The organism is Streptococcus sanguinis (assembly GCF_020729725.1).
Taxonomy (GTDB): Bacteria; Bacillota; Bacilli; order Lactobacillales; family Streptococcaceae; genus Streptococcus; species Streptococcus sanguinis_V.
In genome coordinates, this window is the sequence record NZ_JAJEPA010000021.1 from 152,507 (window position 1) to 169,095 (window position 16,589).

The window sequence follows — 16,589 nt, forward strand, 5'->3', positions numbered from 1 at the left end:
TTTTATTTTTGAATTTGTAAGAGTTCTTCGATTTCAGCTAGACTTTCAGCTTGCGAAATAGCACCGCGGAGCTTGGCTGCTCCGGCAGTACCGCGCAGATAGTGCGGAGCTAGGCCCCGGAATTCGCGGATAGCCACATATTCTCCTTTGAGATTTACCAAGCGGGAGAGGTGTTCGTGGGCAATTTTCATCTTGTCCTCGAAGCTGAGGTCTGGAAGGATTTCGCCTGTTTCAAAATAGTGGTTGATTTGGTTAAAGAGGTAGGGATTTCCCATAGCTGCTCGACCTACCATGACGGCATCGGCACCGACTTTCTCGATACGCTGTTTAGCGTCTTGGACGCTTCGGATATCACCGTTAGCGATGAAAGGAATCTTGGTAAGAGCTTGAGCCACATCGTGCAAGGTCTCAAGGTCGGCATGACCAGTATACATTTGCTCACGGGTGCGGCCATGCATAGCCAGGGCGGAGACTCCGGCGGCTTCGGCTGCTAGAGCGTTTTCTACAGCCAGTGAGCTGTCGGACCAACCCGTCCGCATCTTGACTGTCAGGGGAATATCCAGAACGGACTGGACCTTGTTGATGATTTTATAGATTTTCTCAGGGTCCTTGAGCCATTTAGCTCCAGCTTCGTTTTTGACAATTTTATTGACCGGGCAGCCCATATTGATATCGACAATATCGGTTTTAGTGTTTTCTTGGATAAATTCCGCTGCGCGCGCCAAACTGTCCTCGTCGCTACCGAAAAGCTGGATAGAAACGGGATTTTCTCCCTCATCAATATGGAGCATGTGGAGGGTTTTTTCGTTGTTATACTGGATGCCCTTGTCAGAGACCATTTCCATCACGACCAGGCCTGCTCCCAGCTCTTTGGCAATGGTCCGGAAAGCAGAGTTGGTTACGCCGGCCATGGGCGCCAGAACTGTGCGGTTGGGAATTTCGACTTTCCCAATCATAAAAGGGGTATTAAGATTTGTCACGAATCAGTTCCTCCAGGTCGTTTTGGTCAAAGTGATAGGCTGTCTGGCAGAATTGGCAGACGATTTCAGCTCCTTGGTCTTGGTCACGCATTTCTTCTAAGTCAGCCTTTGGCAGAGTAGCCAAGGCATTCATGAAGCGCTCTTTGCTGCAGTCGCACTGGAAGCGGATTTCTTCTTCAGATAGGCGTTTGTATGGCTTATCACCATAGATGGCAGCCAGCAGAGCTTCGATATGGTCATCAGATTCCAGCAGTTTTGAGATAGCAGGCATTTCTTGGATTCGCTTCTCAAAGCGGGCAATTTCAGCTTCTTTGGCACCAGGCAGAACTTGTACCAAGAAACCGCCAGCAACCTTGACTTTATCATTCTCATCCAAGAGGACATTGAGGCCAACTGCGGAAGGAGTCTGCTGGCTTTCGGTCAGGTAGAAGGCTAGGTCTTCGCCGATTTCTCCAGAGATGAGAGGAGTCATGGAGTTGTAAGGATTACCCGTACCGTAGTCTGTGATGACGAGGAATTCGCCTTGGCCTACAAAAGGACCAACCAGAACTTCGCCGGTAGCTGTCTTTTTGATATCTACACCGGGATTTTGCACATAGCCTTTGACATTGCCCTCAGTATCTGCCACTGTGATAATCGCGCCTAGTGAGCTAGTTCCAAGGATCTTGACGGTAATCTTGGTCTGGCCTTTTTCATTTGCAGCCAAAATCTGGCTGGCAATCAGTGTGCGGCCAAGTGCAACGGTAGAACTTGCTTGAGTTTGATGTTTTTCTTGAGCGGTCCGAACCGTCTCTGTGCTATCCAGCACATAAGCACGGAAAGAACCATTTTCTGAGATAGTTTTGATAATTTTGTCCATACCTTTTATTTTAACACAAAAAAGAAAAACAAGCGCGCGACTGCGCTTGTTTTTTGGGGTTAGGAAGCATTTTAAGACTAAAAATAGTATAATAAAACAAAGGAGGCTAGTATGAACCAATCTTTGAAAGCGGCAGTCTATGGTCTGGCAGTAGCTGATGCATTAGGCGTTCCGTATGAATTTTTAACCCGAGGCAGTTTTAAAGCGGTTGAGATGGTGGGTTATGGCAGCCATCAGCAACCGGCTGGGACTTGGTCAGATGATACCAGCCTTGTTTTGGCGACCTGTGATTCTATTAGGGAAAAAGGTAAGATTGACCCTGCCGATATGCAGCACCGGTTTAAACATTGGCTCTTCGAGGGAGCCTACACGCCGGATGGTCTGACTTTTGATGTAGGAAATGCGACTCGCGAAGCTTTGACAAGAGGACACGGTCTGTCTGAAGAATATTCCAACGGAAATGGTTCTTTGATGCGGATTCTGCCCCTTGCCTTTACGGAAGCCAGTCCGTCTGATATTGAAGCTGTTTCCAGTATTACTCATGCCCATGCGACTTCCGTAGAGGCCTGCCAGCTTTATGTGGATATTGCTCGTAGGCTCTCAAAAGGCCAGCAACTACCGGAAATACTATCAGGCTTAGAGACTAGCAAGACCTATGCTCGTTTGGAAACTTTAGCAGAGCTGACTGAAGATGACATTCGCTCTACTGGCTATGTGGTGGATACCTTAGAAGCAGCACTGTGGTGTCTGCTAACTAGCACTTCTTATCTGGAAACTGTCCTGAAAGCTGTTAATTTGGGCGATGACACTGATACAGTAGCAGCAGTTGCTGGCGGCTTGGCTGGTATCATCTATGGTTTGGAAGGAATTCCTGACAACTGGCTAGCCCAGCTGCGCAATAAAGAACTGTTGGAAAGTTGCTTGTTTTAAAGGGACGATCGGAAGAAAGGACTGTATTGATCATTTAAAAAGTAAAACAGTAAAAGAGCCACCTAGGCTCTTTTGCTTATTCTGTAGTTAATTCTTTCTGGGCTTCCTTGCCTTGGTCCAACAGGGCTTGGATAATCTTTTGATCACGCAGTTTGACAGAGTTGTTGATGGTCTCTGCAGATTGAATGACAGTGGCTTCTAGCAGAGCGCGTTTTTCTCGTCCTTTATCAATGGCTTCGATAATGCCTTGATTTTGTGCGACGAGGCTTTCTGCCAGCTTAGTGACAGATTCAACAGCGATAGTAGGGCTTTGGGAAATCCGCTCCAGTTGAGGAATGACTTCCTTGCTCGTTTCGGCGAGCATTTGCAGGGCAGCGTTATTCGCATTAGAGATAGCGTCAGCTACCTGACCAGACTTCATCGATTGCTGGAGAATGCCTAACTGGGCGATAGACAGTTTCATAGTTGGAATGGTATTTCGACGGAGCATTCCTAGCTTCTGGCGCATATCAGAGGAAACCTTGACCAGATTACGCATTTGAGGAGTCGTCGCCCAAGCTACATAGAGACGGCTGACATATTCAGTGTGTTGCTGCTCTAAGGTATTGACCACCTCTGTCATTCGGGCTAATTCTTGCGATTTGACTTGGTAGTCAACGGTTGTCATATCTAGCTGAGCAACTTCAGCCTGTAGCTTGAGCGCTCGATTGCCAGATTCTTGCTGAGCAGCTTCGATAAAGGAAATAACTCCAACTAGGTTTTCAACCGATTTGGTATTGTCCTCAATCAGCATTTCAGCAGAAACAATATTGCGAGCCAGAACGTCTTCTTGCTTGACGACGGTTGCAGCCATGCCGTCCATTTTCTGCTCAATATTTTGTGAATCAAAATAGAATTCTTGAAGAGTGTTTTTGCTCTGTTTGAAGAGCTTTTCCAGGAAATTAGGCTTCTTGTCCAATTCTGCTACTTGAGCATCCTTGTATTTTGCGACAAAGCCATTGAGTTCCTTGTTGGTATTTTTTAAAAGCTCATCTACCTGGGGAATCTGTAATTTTTTCTGCTCTGCTAAGATACGATTGACAGTACCGTTGACTTCTTCTACAGCAGATTGGCCAAAGTCCAGCAGGGCATTTTGGTCCGACACGAAATTATCCACAAGCTGCGGAGCTTTAGCCGTAATCGCACTCTGTTGCTCAGGAGTCAGCTTTTCTAGAAAAGTTAGCTGACCATTTTCTTGAGTCGTGTTGGCTTCGATGATTTCTGTTGTTTTGTCGCTTTTACTGATGGCATTGTTAGCAATTTTATCAATGTCAAAATTAAATTCTTGGCTCATAGTTTCTCCTTTGGTTTATCTAGCTTAAAAGCCGGTGTCAGTGTGCTTTTCTTTATCTAAGATGCGCAGGCTAATGTCAAAGTCCCTCAAATCAGCTTCATTTAACTGGCGTAGCGCTTCGTCTAGGTCCAAGTCAAACTGCTTGATGGCTGCTTTGGCCTTGGCTAGCCGCTCCTCTGCATTGTAAAAATCTTTGGGAGAAGCTTTGATTTTGAGGTATCCTTCTAAAATATCTTCGTAGTGCTCCATCTGGGACTGATGAATGGCAGTCAGCTCTTCCTTATTGTTGCTTTCGGATTGGGAGATTTTTTGAAGAATGGCCTCATGGTCAATCTGAATATTGCGAACCGTAGCGACCAATTCTGGGGCTAGCTCTTCTAGACTAGTTTTCTTAGGCTGAGCTTCTTTTCGTTTTTTCTCTCGTTCAATCTTTCTCAGTTGTTCATCAATTTCATCGGTTACGGTACGAATTTTGGTCTGGATCCGCTGGTAGACTGAAGCAGGAATTTCTCCTCGTAGGTCGTTAGCAGCATTTTTGATATAGGTTAGCTGGGGAAGAATTTCTAGAGCTAAATTCTGATAGCTTTCTTGGTCCCCATCTTCTTGGTAGGCTTCCAATTTTTTTATGCGGCGGTCAGCCTGACCAATCTCTGATTTTAAATCTTCAATACGGCCAATGCTGGCTTGTTTAGCTTCAATCCGAACTTTTTTCTGGCTTTGGTGGCGATAGATTCCGTAGCCAATAGCTCCCAGAATAGCTATGGGAATTAGATAGCTGGCTACAGCTCCAGAACCAAATACAAATACAAGTATCCAAATCCAGCTAAACCATTCTGGTTGCTGGTTGGAATCATCATTTCTCCTCGACATGGACGTTTCTCTTTCTTCTCAATGTGATATCTCTATTTTAACATAAAAGCTGGTTTTTGAAGGATAAAGATTGAAATGATTTTATATATTGAGACCATTTTTTATATTTGCTTAATTCAGAAAGGCATTTGCTTCCTCTCAATAGACCAAGCGTTGTTTCTAGAACGAAAGCTTCTTCGTTTGTCTCAAGTATTCAAACAAAAATCGCAAGGAATACCCTGCGATTCGTCTTTTATCAGTCCATCTCTGGGAAAAGTTTGGCTAATATTTTAGGGGTGATGCTTTGTCCCGGCCCCTCAGCACAATAGGTGTGCATATACATAGAGGGGTTGAAGTTGAGCTCGATGCAGGTACAGTTGGGATTTTCCTTTGTGGAAATAGCAGAGCTGTCAGGGATGATTAGGTCAACGCCACAAGCCCAAGCTCCCATAGCCTTTGCCATGTCCGCAGCTAGTTCCTTATAAGATGGGTGCATGCTGTCTGTGACATCAATCGAGTCTCCGCCAGTAGAAATGTTGGAATTGCGCCGCAAGTCAACCTTAACTCCAGCAGGCAGGATATCATCTGGTCCATAGCCCTGCTGGTCCAGCATAAGCAGTTCAATGTCCCCCAGTTCAATGATTTCGAGCGGTGAGCGATGGTCTCGACCGCGCAGGGGATTGTCGTTTTTGATGGCAATCAATTCTCTCACGGTATGCTGACCGTCTCCGACGACATTGGCCGCCACCCGCAAGAGGACTGCCTCACACTGACCGTCTAAGACAAAGAAGCGGTATTCCGTTCCAGCGATAAATTCTTCCACTAAGACAGCAGCGTCTTCTGAAAAAGCAATCTCCAAAGCCTTGCGATAAGCTTCCAGGCTAGCTGGTTCTTGGAAGATGGAGATGCCCAGTCCGAAGTTGGTTGACTTAGGTTTGACGACAATTTGTCGGTTCTTAATCAAAGGGTAATAGGCCAGTCCCTCTTCAAGTGTGGTAAATTCTGCTCCAGCCGGAACAGGAAAGTCAGCTTCTGCCAAAATCTTTTTGGTGACTGTTTTATTGGCCATAGCCAGAGGGATGACATAGTTATCCTTGGAGGTCATGTTTCCGTTCTTGACATACTCCGCATGGTGACCATGCCAAAGCTTGAGAAATTGGTCATTTTCATCTAAAATTTCGACATTCAGACCCTTCTGAATGGCATCAAAGAGTAGCATCTGGGTGGACAGTTCCATATTTTCGTAGCCTTTAAGGGCATAAGGAGCAGTCCAAGTGTAGCGGTGATACTCCTCTGCTTTTTCTAGTCCAAAGGCCATTAAGGAGTCCTGCTGGATATGAGACAGGAGCTGACCAGATATGGTTAGCTGAGGATTCAGAAGTGCTTCTTTAAGTTGCTGAAGCAAGGTTTGGTAGTAAGTTGGCAGTTCAAAATGTTGAATGAGCTCTTCCATGGCTTGGAGCAAGGCTGAGCTGTCTGCCTCATCTGGCAGGGCAGTCAGCGGATGACTACAAGCAATCTTTTGGTTCAAGTCGTGGGCAGCTTTTAATGCCGCATCAACATTTTCTACATCATCTAGCCAGAGCAGGCTCAGTAAAAAGAGATGGACGGTATCTAAGGTTTCTTGGCTAATGCCTAGATGGTTAAATGGATTGAGATCAAAGCAGCGGAATTCCAGATAAGTGATGCCTTGCTCCAGATAGGCACGATTGTGCTTCTGTCCACGGAAGCGAACGGCTGAGTAAAATTCCTTTTCAGCGCTGAGCTCGCCTGACTGAACGTAGTTTTCAATGTCGGTTATATATTGCTCCAAAGAAGCGTAGGACACCTGAATATGCTCGTCATTGACATAGCCATAGTCGCTGTTGCGAAAAGAGCGGATAGGCTGGGAAATGTCCTGACTATAGAAGCCAGCTTCTGCCAGAGGGGCAGCCCCGTAGAGATAGGTTAAAATCCAGCGGAAGCGCAGAAAGTTTCGAGCCAGCTTGAGATAGAGGTCATTTTTAAAGTCCTTGAGCGAATGGTGGGAGCTGGCTTGAAAGAGAGCAGTGACCAGATCTTTCCCTAGCTCCATATTGTAGTGGATGCCAGAGATAGCCTGTAGTTTTTTACCATATTTTTCCGCTAAGCCTTCTCGGTAGTGGCGCTCGTAGTCGTTTTCCAGATGGGCGATGGCAATCTCTTCTTCCGTCAGCTGTGGTGGCATGGACAGGGGCCAGAGGCGTTCACTCTGGTCAATCGAGCGGCCAGCCACATCGCTGATAGCTCCCAGTAAGCGCCGTGCTTCCTTAGTCGAGTGAGCGATAGGTGTAATTAGTTCCAGTTGTTGCTCACTGAAGTCTGTTTGGATGGTCGGGTGGAAATTGCGGGAACCAAGCTGACTAGGATGGGCAGTTTGAGCTAAGTGTCCGTCAGCTGTCACACGCAGATTTTCTCTCTCCAGACCAAAGGTCGCTTGGAGAATAGGGCTTGATGTATCCAGTTTCTGCAGTAATTGATTAATTGTCATCGTTTCACCGTCCTATAATAGTAATTTTAGTCTATTACAAACAGAAAAAGAAAACAAATTTTCGCTACGATTTTACAAAAATTCCGAACTTTTATTTTTAATAAACTAACAACTTTCAGAAAAAACAGATTTTGTGAAAATTTAATTCGTTTTCAAAAGGGAAAAAGCAAATCAAGAATGGATCCCACCTTGAAAAATTGTTAAATTTTTCATATAATGAGGTATAAAACATAATCGCAGGTGAGATTCCTGCCTGCTTTTCAAGAAAGGAAGAGCTGCTTCAGCTCAGACAGAATTATGACATCAGTAGTTGTTGTAGGAACCCAGTGGGGAGATGAAGGAAAAGGGAAGATTACAGACTTCCTTTCAGCCAATGCCGAAGTGATTGCTCGCTATCAGGGTGGTGACAATGCCGGCCATACTATCGTGATTGACGGCAAGAAGTACAAGCTGCACCTGATTCCGTCAGGAATTTTCTTCCCAGAAAAAATCTCTGTCATTGGAAATGGAATGGTGGTGAATCCTAAATCTCTGGTCAAAGAATTGAACTACCTGCATGAGGAAGGTGTGACGACAGACAACCTTCGCATCTCTGATCGAGCCCATGTCATCCTGCCTTACCATATCGAGCTGGATCGTCTGCAGGAAGAAGCAAAAGGTGATAATAAAATCGGAACGACAATCAAGGGAATCGGCCCTGCCTATATGGACAAGGCTGCTCGTGTTGGTATCCGGATTGCTGACCTTTTGGATAAAGATATTTTCAGAGAGCGCTTGGAGCGGAATCTAGCTGAGAAAAACCGCCTCTTTGAGAAATTGTACGATAGTACAGCAATCAGCTTTGATGATATTTTTGAAGAATACTATGAATATGGTCAGCAAATTAAGCAGTATGTGACCGATACCTCTGTTATCCTAAACGATGCGCTGGATCAAGGCAAGCGAGTGCTCTTTGAAGGAGCTCAAGGGGTTATGCTGGATATTGATCAAGGTACTTATCCATTTGTAACTTCTTCTAATCCGGTTGCGGGGGGAGTCACCATCGGTTCCGGTGTTGGTCCGAGCAAGATTGACAAGGTGGTTGGTGTCTGCAAGGCCTACACCAGTCGGGTCGGAGATGGACCATTCCCAACAGAGCTTTTCGATGAAGTAGGTGACCGCATTCGTGATATCGGCCATGAATATGGCACTACCACTGGCCGTCCGCGTCGGGTAGGCTGGTTTGACTCGGTTGTTATGCGCCATAGCCGCCGTGTCTCAGGGATTACCAATCTTTCGCTTAACTCCATTGATGTTTTGAGCGGTCTGGATACAGTGAAAATCTGTGTAGCCTATGACTTGGATGGTCAGCGCATTGACCATTACCCAGCTAGTCTGGAACAGCTCAAGCGTTGCAAGCCGATTTACGAAGAGCTGCCAGGCTGGTCAGAGGACATCACAGGTGTTCGCAGTCTGGAAGACTTGCCAGAAAATGCCCGCAACTATGTTCGCCGAGTGAGTGAGTTGGTTGGTGTTCGCATTTCTACCTTCTCAGTCGGTCCTGGCCGCGAGCAGACCAATATCTTGGAAAGCGTCTGGTCTAATTTATAAAAAAGTCAGCACAAGGAAATTGCTTCTTGTGCTTTTTTTGTAGGGGAATTCCATCTTAAGATTCATGTAAGATATATATTTTATACTAACAGCGTAAACAAAGACCTCCTAACTTTGTTTAAAAATCCTAAACTTTTTTCATAATAATCTCCTGAAAGTCACCCCAGTGGTGGCTTTTATTTTTTCTGAGAAGTGCAGCAGGCTTGTGGTATAATGAGATAGATGACTATAGTTTTAGAAAGACAATGATGGATTATACGATTGAACAAAAAGAAGCATTTATGCGAGAAGCTTTAAAGGAGGCGGAGATTGCCCTGGCTCATGATGAAATTCCTATCGGCTGTGTTTTGGTTAAAGAGGGGAAGATTATTGGTCGCGGTCACAATGCACGTGAGGAGCTGCAACGGGCTGTTATGCATGCGGAAATAATGGCTATCGAAGAGGCAAATCGGCATGAAAATAGCTGGCGCTTGCTGGATACAACGCTTTTTGTGACTATTGAGCCCTGTGTCATGTGCAGTGGAGCAATCGGTCTAGCGCGCATTCCTCACGTTGTCTATGGAGCAGCAAATCAGAAATTTGGAGCAGCTGGAAGCCTTTATGATATTTTGACAGATGAGCGCCTTAACCACCGTGTAGAAGTGGAGACAGGTGTCCTCCAAGAAGAGTGTGCTCAAATTATGCAGGAATTTTTCAGACAGAGAAGGAAAAAATAAAATTAGCCAAAATCAAAAGTTTGTGTTATACTAATTAATGGAGCAACAGTTTTGCGTGAAGCGGGTCAGGGGAGGAATCCAGCAGCCCTAAGCGATGTAAACTGTGTGCTCTTTTCTATTGCTCTTAATGAATCAAGCCTGAAAGGCGCAGATGAATCTTAGAGCAATGGATGCAGTTTTTCCCATAAGGGAAAAATCTGTAAACCTTATAGAGTCTTTTAGTGAATTAAGTCCAAAGGACGCAAAAGAACTTAGGTACATTGACGCAGTTCGAACGGACCTGAAATGAATTCAGCTGACATCCAATCTTAAGAAGCATATTGGTTTTCTTGTCAATCAAAATTATTCTTCTTAATAGGCCTAAAATTTGTTGACTTACGCAAACGATTGCTCTCAGTTATGTCCTAGGATTAGCTTATTTAGAAAAATAGTATAGAATAAAAAATGTAAACGTTTTAAAATAGTAAAAGCACTTGCTTATTTTTTCTTAAAGCGTTATCATAAAAGAAAAGAACAATTGGAGGATAAACATGACACATATTAAATTTGACTATTCAAAGGTACTGGATAAGTTTGTAGCACCACATGAATTAGATTATATGCAGCCTCAAGTGACTGCAGCAGATAATGCTCTACGAAACGGAACAGGTCCTGGAGCAGAAATGACAGGCTGGTTGAATTTGCCTGAAGAATATGATAAAGATGAATTTGCTCGTATTCAAAAGGCGGCTGCTAAAATCCAATCTGATAGTGAAGTGTTAATCGTCATCGGTATTGGAGGATCTTATTTAGGGGCACGTGCAGCTATTGATTTCTTGAATAATTCATTTGTAAACTTGCAAAGCAAAGAAGAACGCAAGGCACCTCAGATCCTCTATGCTGGAAACTCTATCTCTTCAAGCTATTTGGCTGATTTGGTAGACTATGTATCAGACAAAGATTTCTCTGTCAACGTTATTTCTAAGTCAGGAACAACTACAGAGCCTGCTATTGCTTTCCGTGTCTTCAAAGAACTCTTGGTTAAGAAGTATGGTCAGGAAGAAGCAAATAAACGGATTTATGCAACTACAGACCGCGCTAAAGGTGCAGTTAAGGTTGAAGCAGATGCTAATAGCTGGGATACTTTTGTAGTGCCTGATAGTGTAGGTGGTCGTTTTACAGTATTGACAGCAGTGGGACTCTTGCCAATCGCAGCTGCAGGGGCTGATATCAGCAAGTTGATGGAAGGAGCAAATGCTGCTCGCAAGGCTTATGCTTCTGATAAGTTGGCTGAAAATGAAGCATATCAATATGCAGTTGTACGCAATATCTTGTATCGTAAAGGTTATCTGACAGAAGTTCTAGCTAACTACGAACCGTCTTTGCAATACTTCTCAGAATGGTGGAAGCAATTGGCTGGTGAGTCAGAAGGTAAAGATCAAAAAGGTATCTACCCAACTTCAGCGAACTTCTCAACAGACCTGCACTCTTTGGGGCAATTTATTCAAGAAGGAACTCGTATCCTCTTTGAAACAGTTATTCGTGTAGATAAGCCTCGCAAAAATGTGTTGATTCCTGAATTAGCAGAAGACTTGGATGGCCTTGGCTATCTGCAAGGAAAAGATGTTGACTTTGTCAATAAGAAAGCAACAGATGGAGTGCTGTTAGCTCACACAGACGGCGGAGTGCCAAATATGTTTGTGACCCTGCCTGAGCAAGATGAGTTCACTTTGGGCTATACTATTTACTTCTTTGAGTTAGCTATTGCTCTTTCTGGCTACCTGAATGGTATCAATCCATTTGACCAGCCAGGAGTTGAGGCTTATAAGAAAAACATGTTTGCTCTTCTTGGGAAACCAGGCTTTGAAGAGCTGGGGGCTGAGTTGAATGCACGTCTTTGATTCTCATATGCTTTGAGTTCATTTATAATATAAAAAGATCCACAAGTTCATTTCTTGTGGATTTTTTAGTACAAGCCTCTTAATTAGTTTATTATTTTTTTGAACAGTGAAAAAAAGAGTGTCTTAATTCTTTTATGAAAGCGCTGTATAATTGCCTTGTAAATAAAATTTGAGAGGTATCAAAATGAATGATTGGTTAGACATTAAAGGTAAAACAGTTCTTGTGACGGGTGCGTCATCTGGGATCGGTAAGGCAATCGTTGAAGAATTGCTGGAATTAGGAGTCAATGTAGCGAATTTTGATCTTAGCGACAACGATTTGCGTCACCCGAATCTATTATTTGTAAAAGTTGATGTAACTTCTCGCTCTGAAGTAGAAGAGGGTGTTGCCAAAATAGTTGAAAGATTTGGCAATATTGATGCGGTAGTCAACAATGCGGGGATTAATGTCCCTAGATTATTAATCGATGCAGAAAATCCTAAAGGTCCTTACGAGTTGGACGATGAGACGTTCGAAAAAGTAACAATGATTAATCAAAAAGGTTTGTATCTGGTTAGTCAGGCAGTAGGACGTATTTTAGTGAAAAATGGGAAAGGTGTAATTGTGAACATGGCTTCAGAAGCAGGCTTGGAAGGTTCTGAAGGACAAAGTGCCTATGCTGCAACGAAAGCGGCAGTCTATAGTTATACTCGTTCATGGGCGAAAGAGCTTGGGAAACATGGTGTACGTGTGGTTGGAATTGCTCCAGGAATTATGGAAGCTACGGGTCTTCGAACTCTTTCTTACGAGGAAGCTCTTGCTTATACCCGTGGAAAGACGGTAGAAGATATTCGAGCTGGTTATGCTTCAACTTCAACGACTCCATTGGGACGGAGTGGGAAACTACGGGAAGTAGCTGATCTTGTAGCGTTCTATATTTCAGACCGTTCTAGCTATATAACAGGTGTCACTACAAATATTGCCGGAGGTAAAACTCGCGGTTAAAACAATGAAGGTAGGGAAGAGAGTTGACCTTAGTAAATCGGTGGTATAATATTTTAGATAAAATGGTCTCGCAGCCAACTTATTCCTTGGTAGATATGCGCTCAGAACTGGATATTAGCTTGCAAACCTTGCAAAAGAGTATCCAACAATTAAATGATGTTTTGGCTCCTAATATCCAGATTATCGCACAAGATGATCAGTTAATGTTAGAAGTGTATGACTATACAGAGTTGGAAAGGATTTTATCTGGTAGTTTAAAACAGGAGAGTGACTTCAATTCTTCCAGTAAAAGAATTGCCTATTTGCTAAAACGTTTAATTGAGTCAACCTCCCCTCTTCTTATTGACGACTTGGCTGAGGAAGTAGGTGTTAGTAGAAGTACCCTTAATAAGGATTTAAAACAAGTAAAATCTTTGGCAGAGAGTTACTCTATCACTATTTCAGGAAAGCCCAACCGTGGGCTGGAGGTCTTGGGGAGCGAGCTGAATTTGCGCTTGCTCTATATTCACCAAGTGGCTCCTTACTTTGAAGGAAGGACACTCACTGAGGCAACATCTTCTTTTCTGGAGACGCTAGTCCAGGACTATAAAATCCCTAAAGAAACACAGGAACTCCTTCGAAAGACCATTTCAATTATGGTGGAGCGTATTCATACATCTAGAGTGTTGAATTGTCCTATTCCTTACTATAGGAATGATTTAACAGAGACACCTTTAGCTGAGAAATTAATCTATCATATTGAGATGACTTATAAGATTTCTCTCAGTCAGTTTGAGATAGACTTTTTGTGTTTTCCGTTTAATGTCCGTTTTATTGACACTTTAAGCAAGACATCTTATCAATCTGAACAGCTTGCAAATATTTTTCAAGGGATTGTCAAGAAAGTCAAAGAAACAATGTTGGTTCACTTTGATGATGAAGAATTATTTGAAGAAATCAAATCTCATCTAGGCCCCTTAATCAATCGACTGATTTTCCATGTGCAAGCTAATGATATATTTCATGGCGAGGTTCAAACTCAATATCCTTTTGCTTTTGAAATGGCAAAAATAGCTGGAGAAGAACTATCTGCAATTTTTGGTTCTGAAATGGAATTATCTGAAATCGGATATCTGGCTTTGTATTTTGAAATGATTTTAAGAAAGCAAAATTCTGCTGTTAAGGGTTATCGCAAGCAGATAGCTGTAGTTTGCACAACAGGAAGAGGAACTGCTGCGATGATTATTCAGCAACTCAGACGAGTCCTTGGAAATGATGTAGACATTACTCAGTATTCTGAAGAGGATTTTAATGTGGATTTAAATCAGGACTATTTCGCGATTTTTACGACAGTTCCTCTAAAATATAAAGATTCTAAATCTCCAGTCATTCAAGTTAATCATCTTTTTGATGATCAATGGCTGCAGGAAGAATGGCAGAGGGCCAATGCTTTTCATCAAAAAAATCTAGAAACAGTCAGCTTACGTTTTCTTCGGTTGAGCCCCCAAAAAACCTATCAGCAATACTTGCTAAATATGATTTCAGAGTTAGAGAAACTTCAGATGATTGATGAAGGTTTTAGAAATCGGATAATTGATAGGGAGAAAAAGCAATCAACCATTTTTGGTGGAGGAATTGCCTTCCCCCATACAATTAACCAGGGTTATGCAAAGACTATTTTAATGTTTGGAAAACTAGAAGAGCCTTATCAAAAAGGAGATGAATGGATTGAATTTATCTTTCTAGTCGCCATACCCTCAGAAATTGAAAGAAAAATGGAAAGTGAATTGCTGGAATTGTATGACGACATTTTTCGAATTGCAGGAGAGCCTTCTCTAAAAGAAGCATTGAGGGCTGTAGAAACAGAGACAGAGTTTCTATCATTTTCTAAGAGCAAAGGAGTATTTTAATGAATTCGCTAATAATTTTCGCTGTATTTGTCATGGCAGCTTATATATTTCAAATGTTCCTCGGCTGGCAGCAACTCAAAGACTTCAATAAGACCTATACGATGCTCCGAAAACTGGGGCGCGTAGCGATTGGCAGAAAGTCCGGAAGAATAAAATCCGGTACGATTGTCATGTTCGCGGTTGATGAAAACGGTCGGGTTCTTAAAGCTAGCAAAATGCAAGGAGTCACAATCTTAGCGCGTTTTCAAAATATGGACGATTATGTTGGAGAAGACATCCATTATTTTGACAAGTATAATCCTCTTGTGAGAAAAGAAAATAAGTTGATGCAATCAGCCATAGAAGATGCTAGAAAAGTCTATCTTTGGCATGAGGCAGGTATTGAGAAAGAGACAAGTTCATCTGATTCTTTTCTGGGATTCGGCTTTTATGCGAATTACTTACAATTATCTATTAAACAGTTATTTAAAAAAAATAAGAAAAGGAGTTCCTTATGAATCACATTACAAAATTTGCAGAGAGTTTTATGAAACTCTTCCAATTAGGTGGAGAAACCTTTATTAGCTGGATGACAAATATTGTACCGCTTGTCTTAATGCTATTGATTGCAATGAATACCCTTATCGCTTTCTTGGGAGAAGAGAAGGTCAATTCTCTGGCTAAGATTTCTGCCAAAAATCCTGTTAGCCGGTATATGATTTTACCTTTCATTTCAGCCTTTATGCTGGGGAATCCGATGGCGATCAGTATGGGACGTTTCTTACCAGAATATTATAAACCTAGTTTTGTAGCAGCTCAGATGCAGTTCTGCCATACTTCAAATGGTGTATTCCCACATATCAATCCTGGGGAATTGTTTGTATGGATGGGAATTGCGACAGGAATTCAAACTTTAGGTTTAAGTCAGATGGACCTAGCAATCCGTTACATGCTTGTAGGAATTATCATGAACTTTGTTGGTGGATGGGTAACAGATTTTACGACTGCCTATGTTGCAAAACAGCAAGGTGTTACCTTGAGTAAAACATTTGATTGATAGAAAGAGTGAAATTATGTCATATAAGAGTATAAAAGTTGTTAAAGGAAATGGCGGTTTCGGAGGCCCTTTGGTCATTACACCTAGTGAGGCTAAGCATAAATTTATCTATATCACTGGCGGCGGAGAAAAGCCAGATATTGTAGATAAAATTGCTGATTTGACCGGTATGGAAGCTGTTAACGGGTTTAAAACTTCTATCCCTGATGAGGAGATTGCTTTAGCAATCGTGGATTGCGGCGGTACTCTTCGCTGCGGTATTTATCCTAAAAAGGGGATCCCTACAATCAATATTGTCGCTACAGGGAAAAGTGGCCCTCTAGCACAATATATCACCGAGGAAATCTATGTGTCAGCAGTTGGCCTTAATCAAATTTCTGCTGCTAATGAAGACGAAAAAGCGACAACTGTGGTAACTGAAAAGCCAACTTACGATACTAGTAAAAAAATTACAGAGCAAAAAGCTGAAACAAGTATTGTAGCACGAATTGGGATGGGGGCTGGGAAAGTCGTTGCAACCTTCAACCAGGCTGCTCGTGAAGCCATCCAAACAATGCTCAACACAATCATTCCTTTCATGGCCTTTGTTTCCTTGCTGATTGGGGTTATTCAAGGTTCAGGTGTTGGAAATTGGCTGGCAAAATTAATGGTTCCCCTAGCGGGGAACATCTGGGGACTCATTTTGATTGGCTTTATCTGTTCCTTGCCATTCCTATCTCCTTTGTTAGGCCCCGGAGCTGTTATCAGCCAGATTATCGGAACCTTAATTGGAGTCGAAATCGGAAAAGGGAATATTCCGCCCCAAATGGCTCTACCAGCTATATTTGCTATCAACACTCAAAACGGTTGTGATTTCATTCCTGTAGCACTCGGTCTATCTGAAGCCAAGTCTGAAACAGTTGAGGTTGGTGTCCCTTCTGTGCTTTATTCACGCTTTCTCAATGGTGTTCCGCGGGTGCTAGTAGCTTGGATAGCTAGTATTGGCCTTTATCAGTAAACCTTATGATAGATGCACGTAAACATAGCAACTATT

General features: G+C 42.9%; 14 protein-coding genes and 1 other RNA gene. 10 read left to right on the forward strand and 5 right to left on the reverse strand.

Annotation, left to right across the window (positions count from 1 at the left end):
- Positions 1 to 2 precede the first annotated feature (2 nt).
- Positions 3 to 980 (reverse strand): tRNA dihydrouridine synthase DusB, encoded by a 978-nt coding sequence (gene dusB, locus K4I03_RS10915; protein WP_227965316.1) that lies wholly within the window; start codon positions 978 to 980, stop codon positions 3 to 5.
- Entirely contained in the window at positions 967 to 1,839 is an 873-nt protein-coding gene (gene hslO, locus K4I03_RS10920) for an Hsp33 family molecular chaperone HslO (protein ID WP_321573176.1), read from the reverse strand. Before hslO ends, dusB begins: the two co-directional genes overlap by 14 nt.
- A gap of 111 nt (positions 1,840 to 1,950) precedes the next feature.
- Here hslO and K4I03_RS10925 point away from each other — a divergent pair, with 111 nt between their 5' ends.
- Entirely contained in the window at positions 1,951 to 2,769 is an 819-nt protein-coding gene (locus K4I03_RS10925) for an ADP-ribosylglycohydrolase family protein (protein ID WP_227965320.1), read from the forward strand.
- A 76-nt stretch (positions 2,770 to 2,845) separates the two neighbouring features.
- On the opposite strand, the gene K4I03_RS10930 is transcribed toward K4I03_RS10925, so the two are convergent.
- From K4I03_RS10930 to gshAB, 3 genes are all read right to left on the reverse strand, one after another.
- The gene (locus tag K4I03_RS10930; protein WP_125438887.1) at positions 2,846 to 4,102 is read right to left on the reverse strand and encodes a toxic anion resistance protein; all 1,257 of its coding nucleotides are present in this window, start codon (positions 4,100 to 4,102) and stop codon (positions 2,846 to 2,848) included.
- Positions 4,103 to 4,126: 24 nt separating this feature from the next.
- Positions 4,127 to 4,972, reverse strand: a complete 846-nt coding sequence (locus K4I03_RS10935; protein ID WP_227965322.1) for a hypothetical protein — start codon at positions 4,970 to 4,972, stop codon at positions 4,127 to 4,129.
- Positions 4,973 to 5,207: 235 nt separating this feature from the next.
- On the reverse strand, positions 5,208 to 7,460 hold the full coding sequence (gene gshAB / locus K4I03_RS10940) for a bifunctional glutamate--cysteine ligase GshA/glutathione synthetase GshB (protein ID WP_227965325.1): 2,253 nt from the start codon (positions 7,458 to 7,460) through the stop codon (positions 5,208 to 5,210).
- 297 nt (positions 7,461 to 7,757) lie between these two features.
- Here gshAB and K4I03_RS10945 point away from each other — a divergent pair, with 297 nt between their 5' ends.
- The 9 genes from K4I03_RS10945 (at position 7,758) to srlE (ending at position 16,553) form a co-directional block, all read left to right on the forward strand.
- Positions 7,758 to 9,050, forward strand: a complete 1,293-nt coding sequence (locus tag K4I03_RS10945) for an adenylosuccinate synthase (protein WP_002899212.1) — start codon at positions 7,758 to 7,760, stop codon at positions 9,048 to 9,050.
- Between the two features lie 245 nt (positions 9,051 to 9,295).
- Complete coding sequence (tadA, locus tag K4I03_RS10950; RefSeq protein ID WP_125382631.1) at positions 9,296 to 9,766, forward strand: tRNA adenosine(34) deaminase TadA; 471 nt, start codon at positions 9,296 to 9,298, stop codon at positions 9,764 to 9,766.
- A gap of 28 nt (positions 9,767 to 9,794) precedes the next feature.
- Positions 9,795 to 9,893, forward strand: an RNA gene (ffs, locus tag K4I03_RS10955) — signal recognition particle sRNA small type.
- Positions 9,894 to 10,296: 403 nt separating this feature from the next.
- On the forward strand, positions 10,297 to 11,646 hold the full coding sequence (locus K4I03_RS10960) for a glucose-6-phosphate isomerase (protein ID WP_125382630.1): 1,350 nt from the start codon (positions 10,297 to 10,299) through the stop codon (positions 11,644 to 11,646).
- Positions 11,647 to 11,830: 184 nt separating this feature from the next.
- A complete protein-coding gene (locus tag K4I03_RS10965) occupies positions 11,831 to 12,631 on the forward strand; it encodes an SDR family oxidoreductase (protein WP_002902100.1) in 801 nt (266 codons plus the stop codon).
- A gap of 62 nt (positions 12,632 to 12,693) precedes the next feature.
- Positions 12,694 to 14,520: a BglG family transcription antiterminator gene (locus K4I03_RS10970; protein WP_080976170.1), complete on the forward strand. Its 1,827-nt coding sequence runs from the start codon at positions 12,694 to 12,696 to the stop codon at positions 14,518 to 14,520.
- Complete coding sequence (locus K4I03_RS10975) at positions 14,520 to 15,017, forward strand: transcriptional regulator GutM (RefSeq protein WP_002893984.1); 498 nt, start codon at positions 14,520 to 14,522, stop codon at positions 15,015 to 15,017. The genes K4I03_RS10970 and K4I03_RS10975 overlap by 1 nt, the downstream gene beginning before the upstream one ends.
- Positions 15,014 to 15,556, forward strand: coding sequence for a PTS glucitol/sorbitol transporter subunit IIC (srlA, locus tag K4I03_RS10980; protein ID WP_002893982.1), 543 nt, complete (start codon positions 15,014 to 15,016; stop codon positions 15,554 to 15,556). The genes K4I03_RS10975 and srlA overlap by 4 nt, the downstream gene beginning before the upstream one ends.
- A 16-nt stretch (positions 15,557 to 15,572) precedes the next feature.
- A complete protein-coding gene (gene srlE / locus K4I03_RS10985) occupies positions 15,573 to 16,553 on the forward strand; it encodes a PTS glucitol/sorbitol transporter subunit IIB (RefSeq protein ID WP_009660130.1) in 981 nt (326 codons plus the stop codon).
- Positions 16,554 to 16,589: the final 36 nt, after the last annotated feature.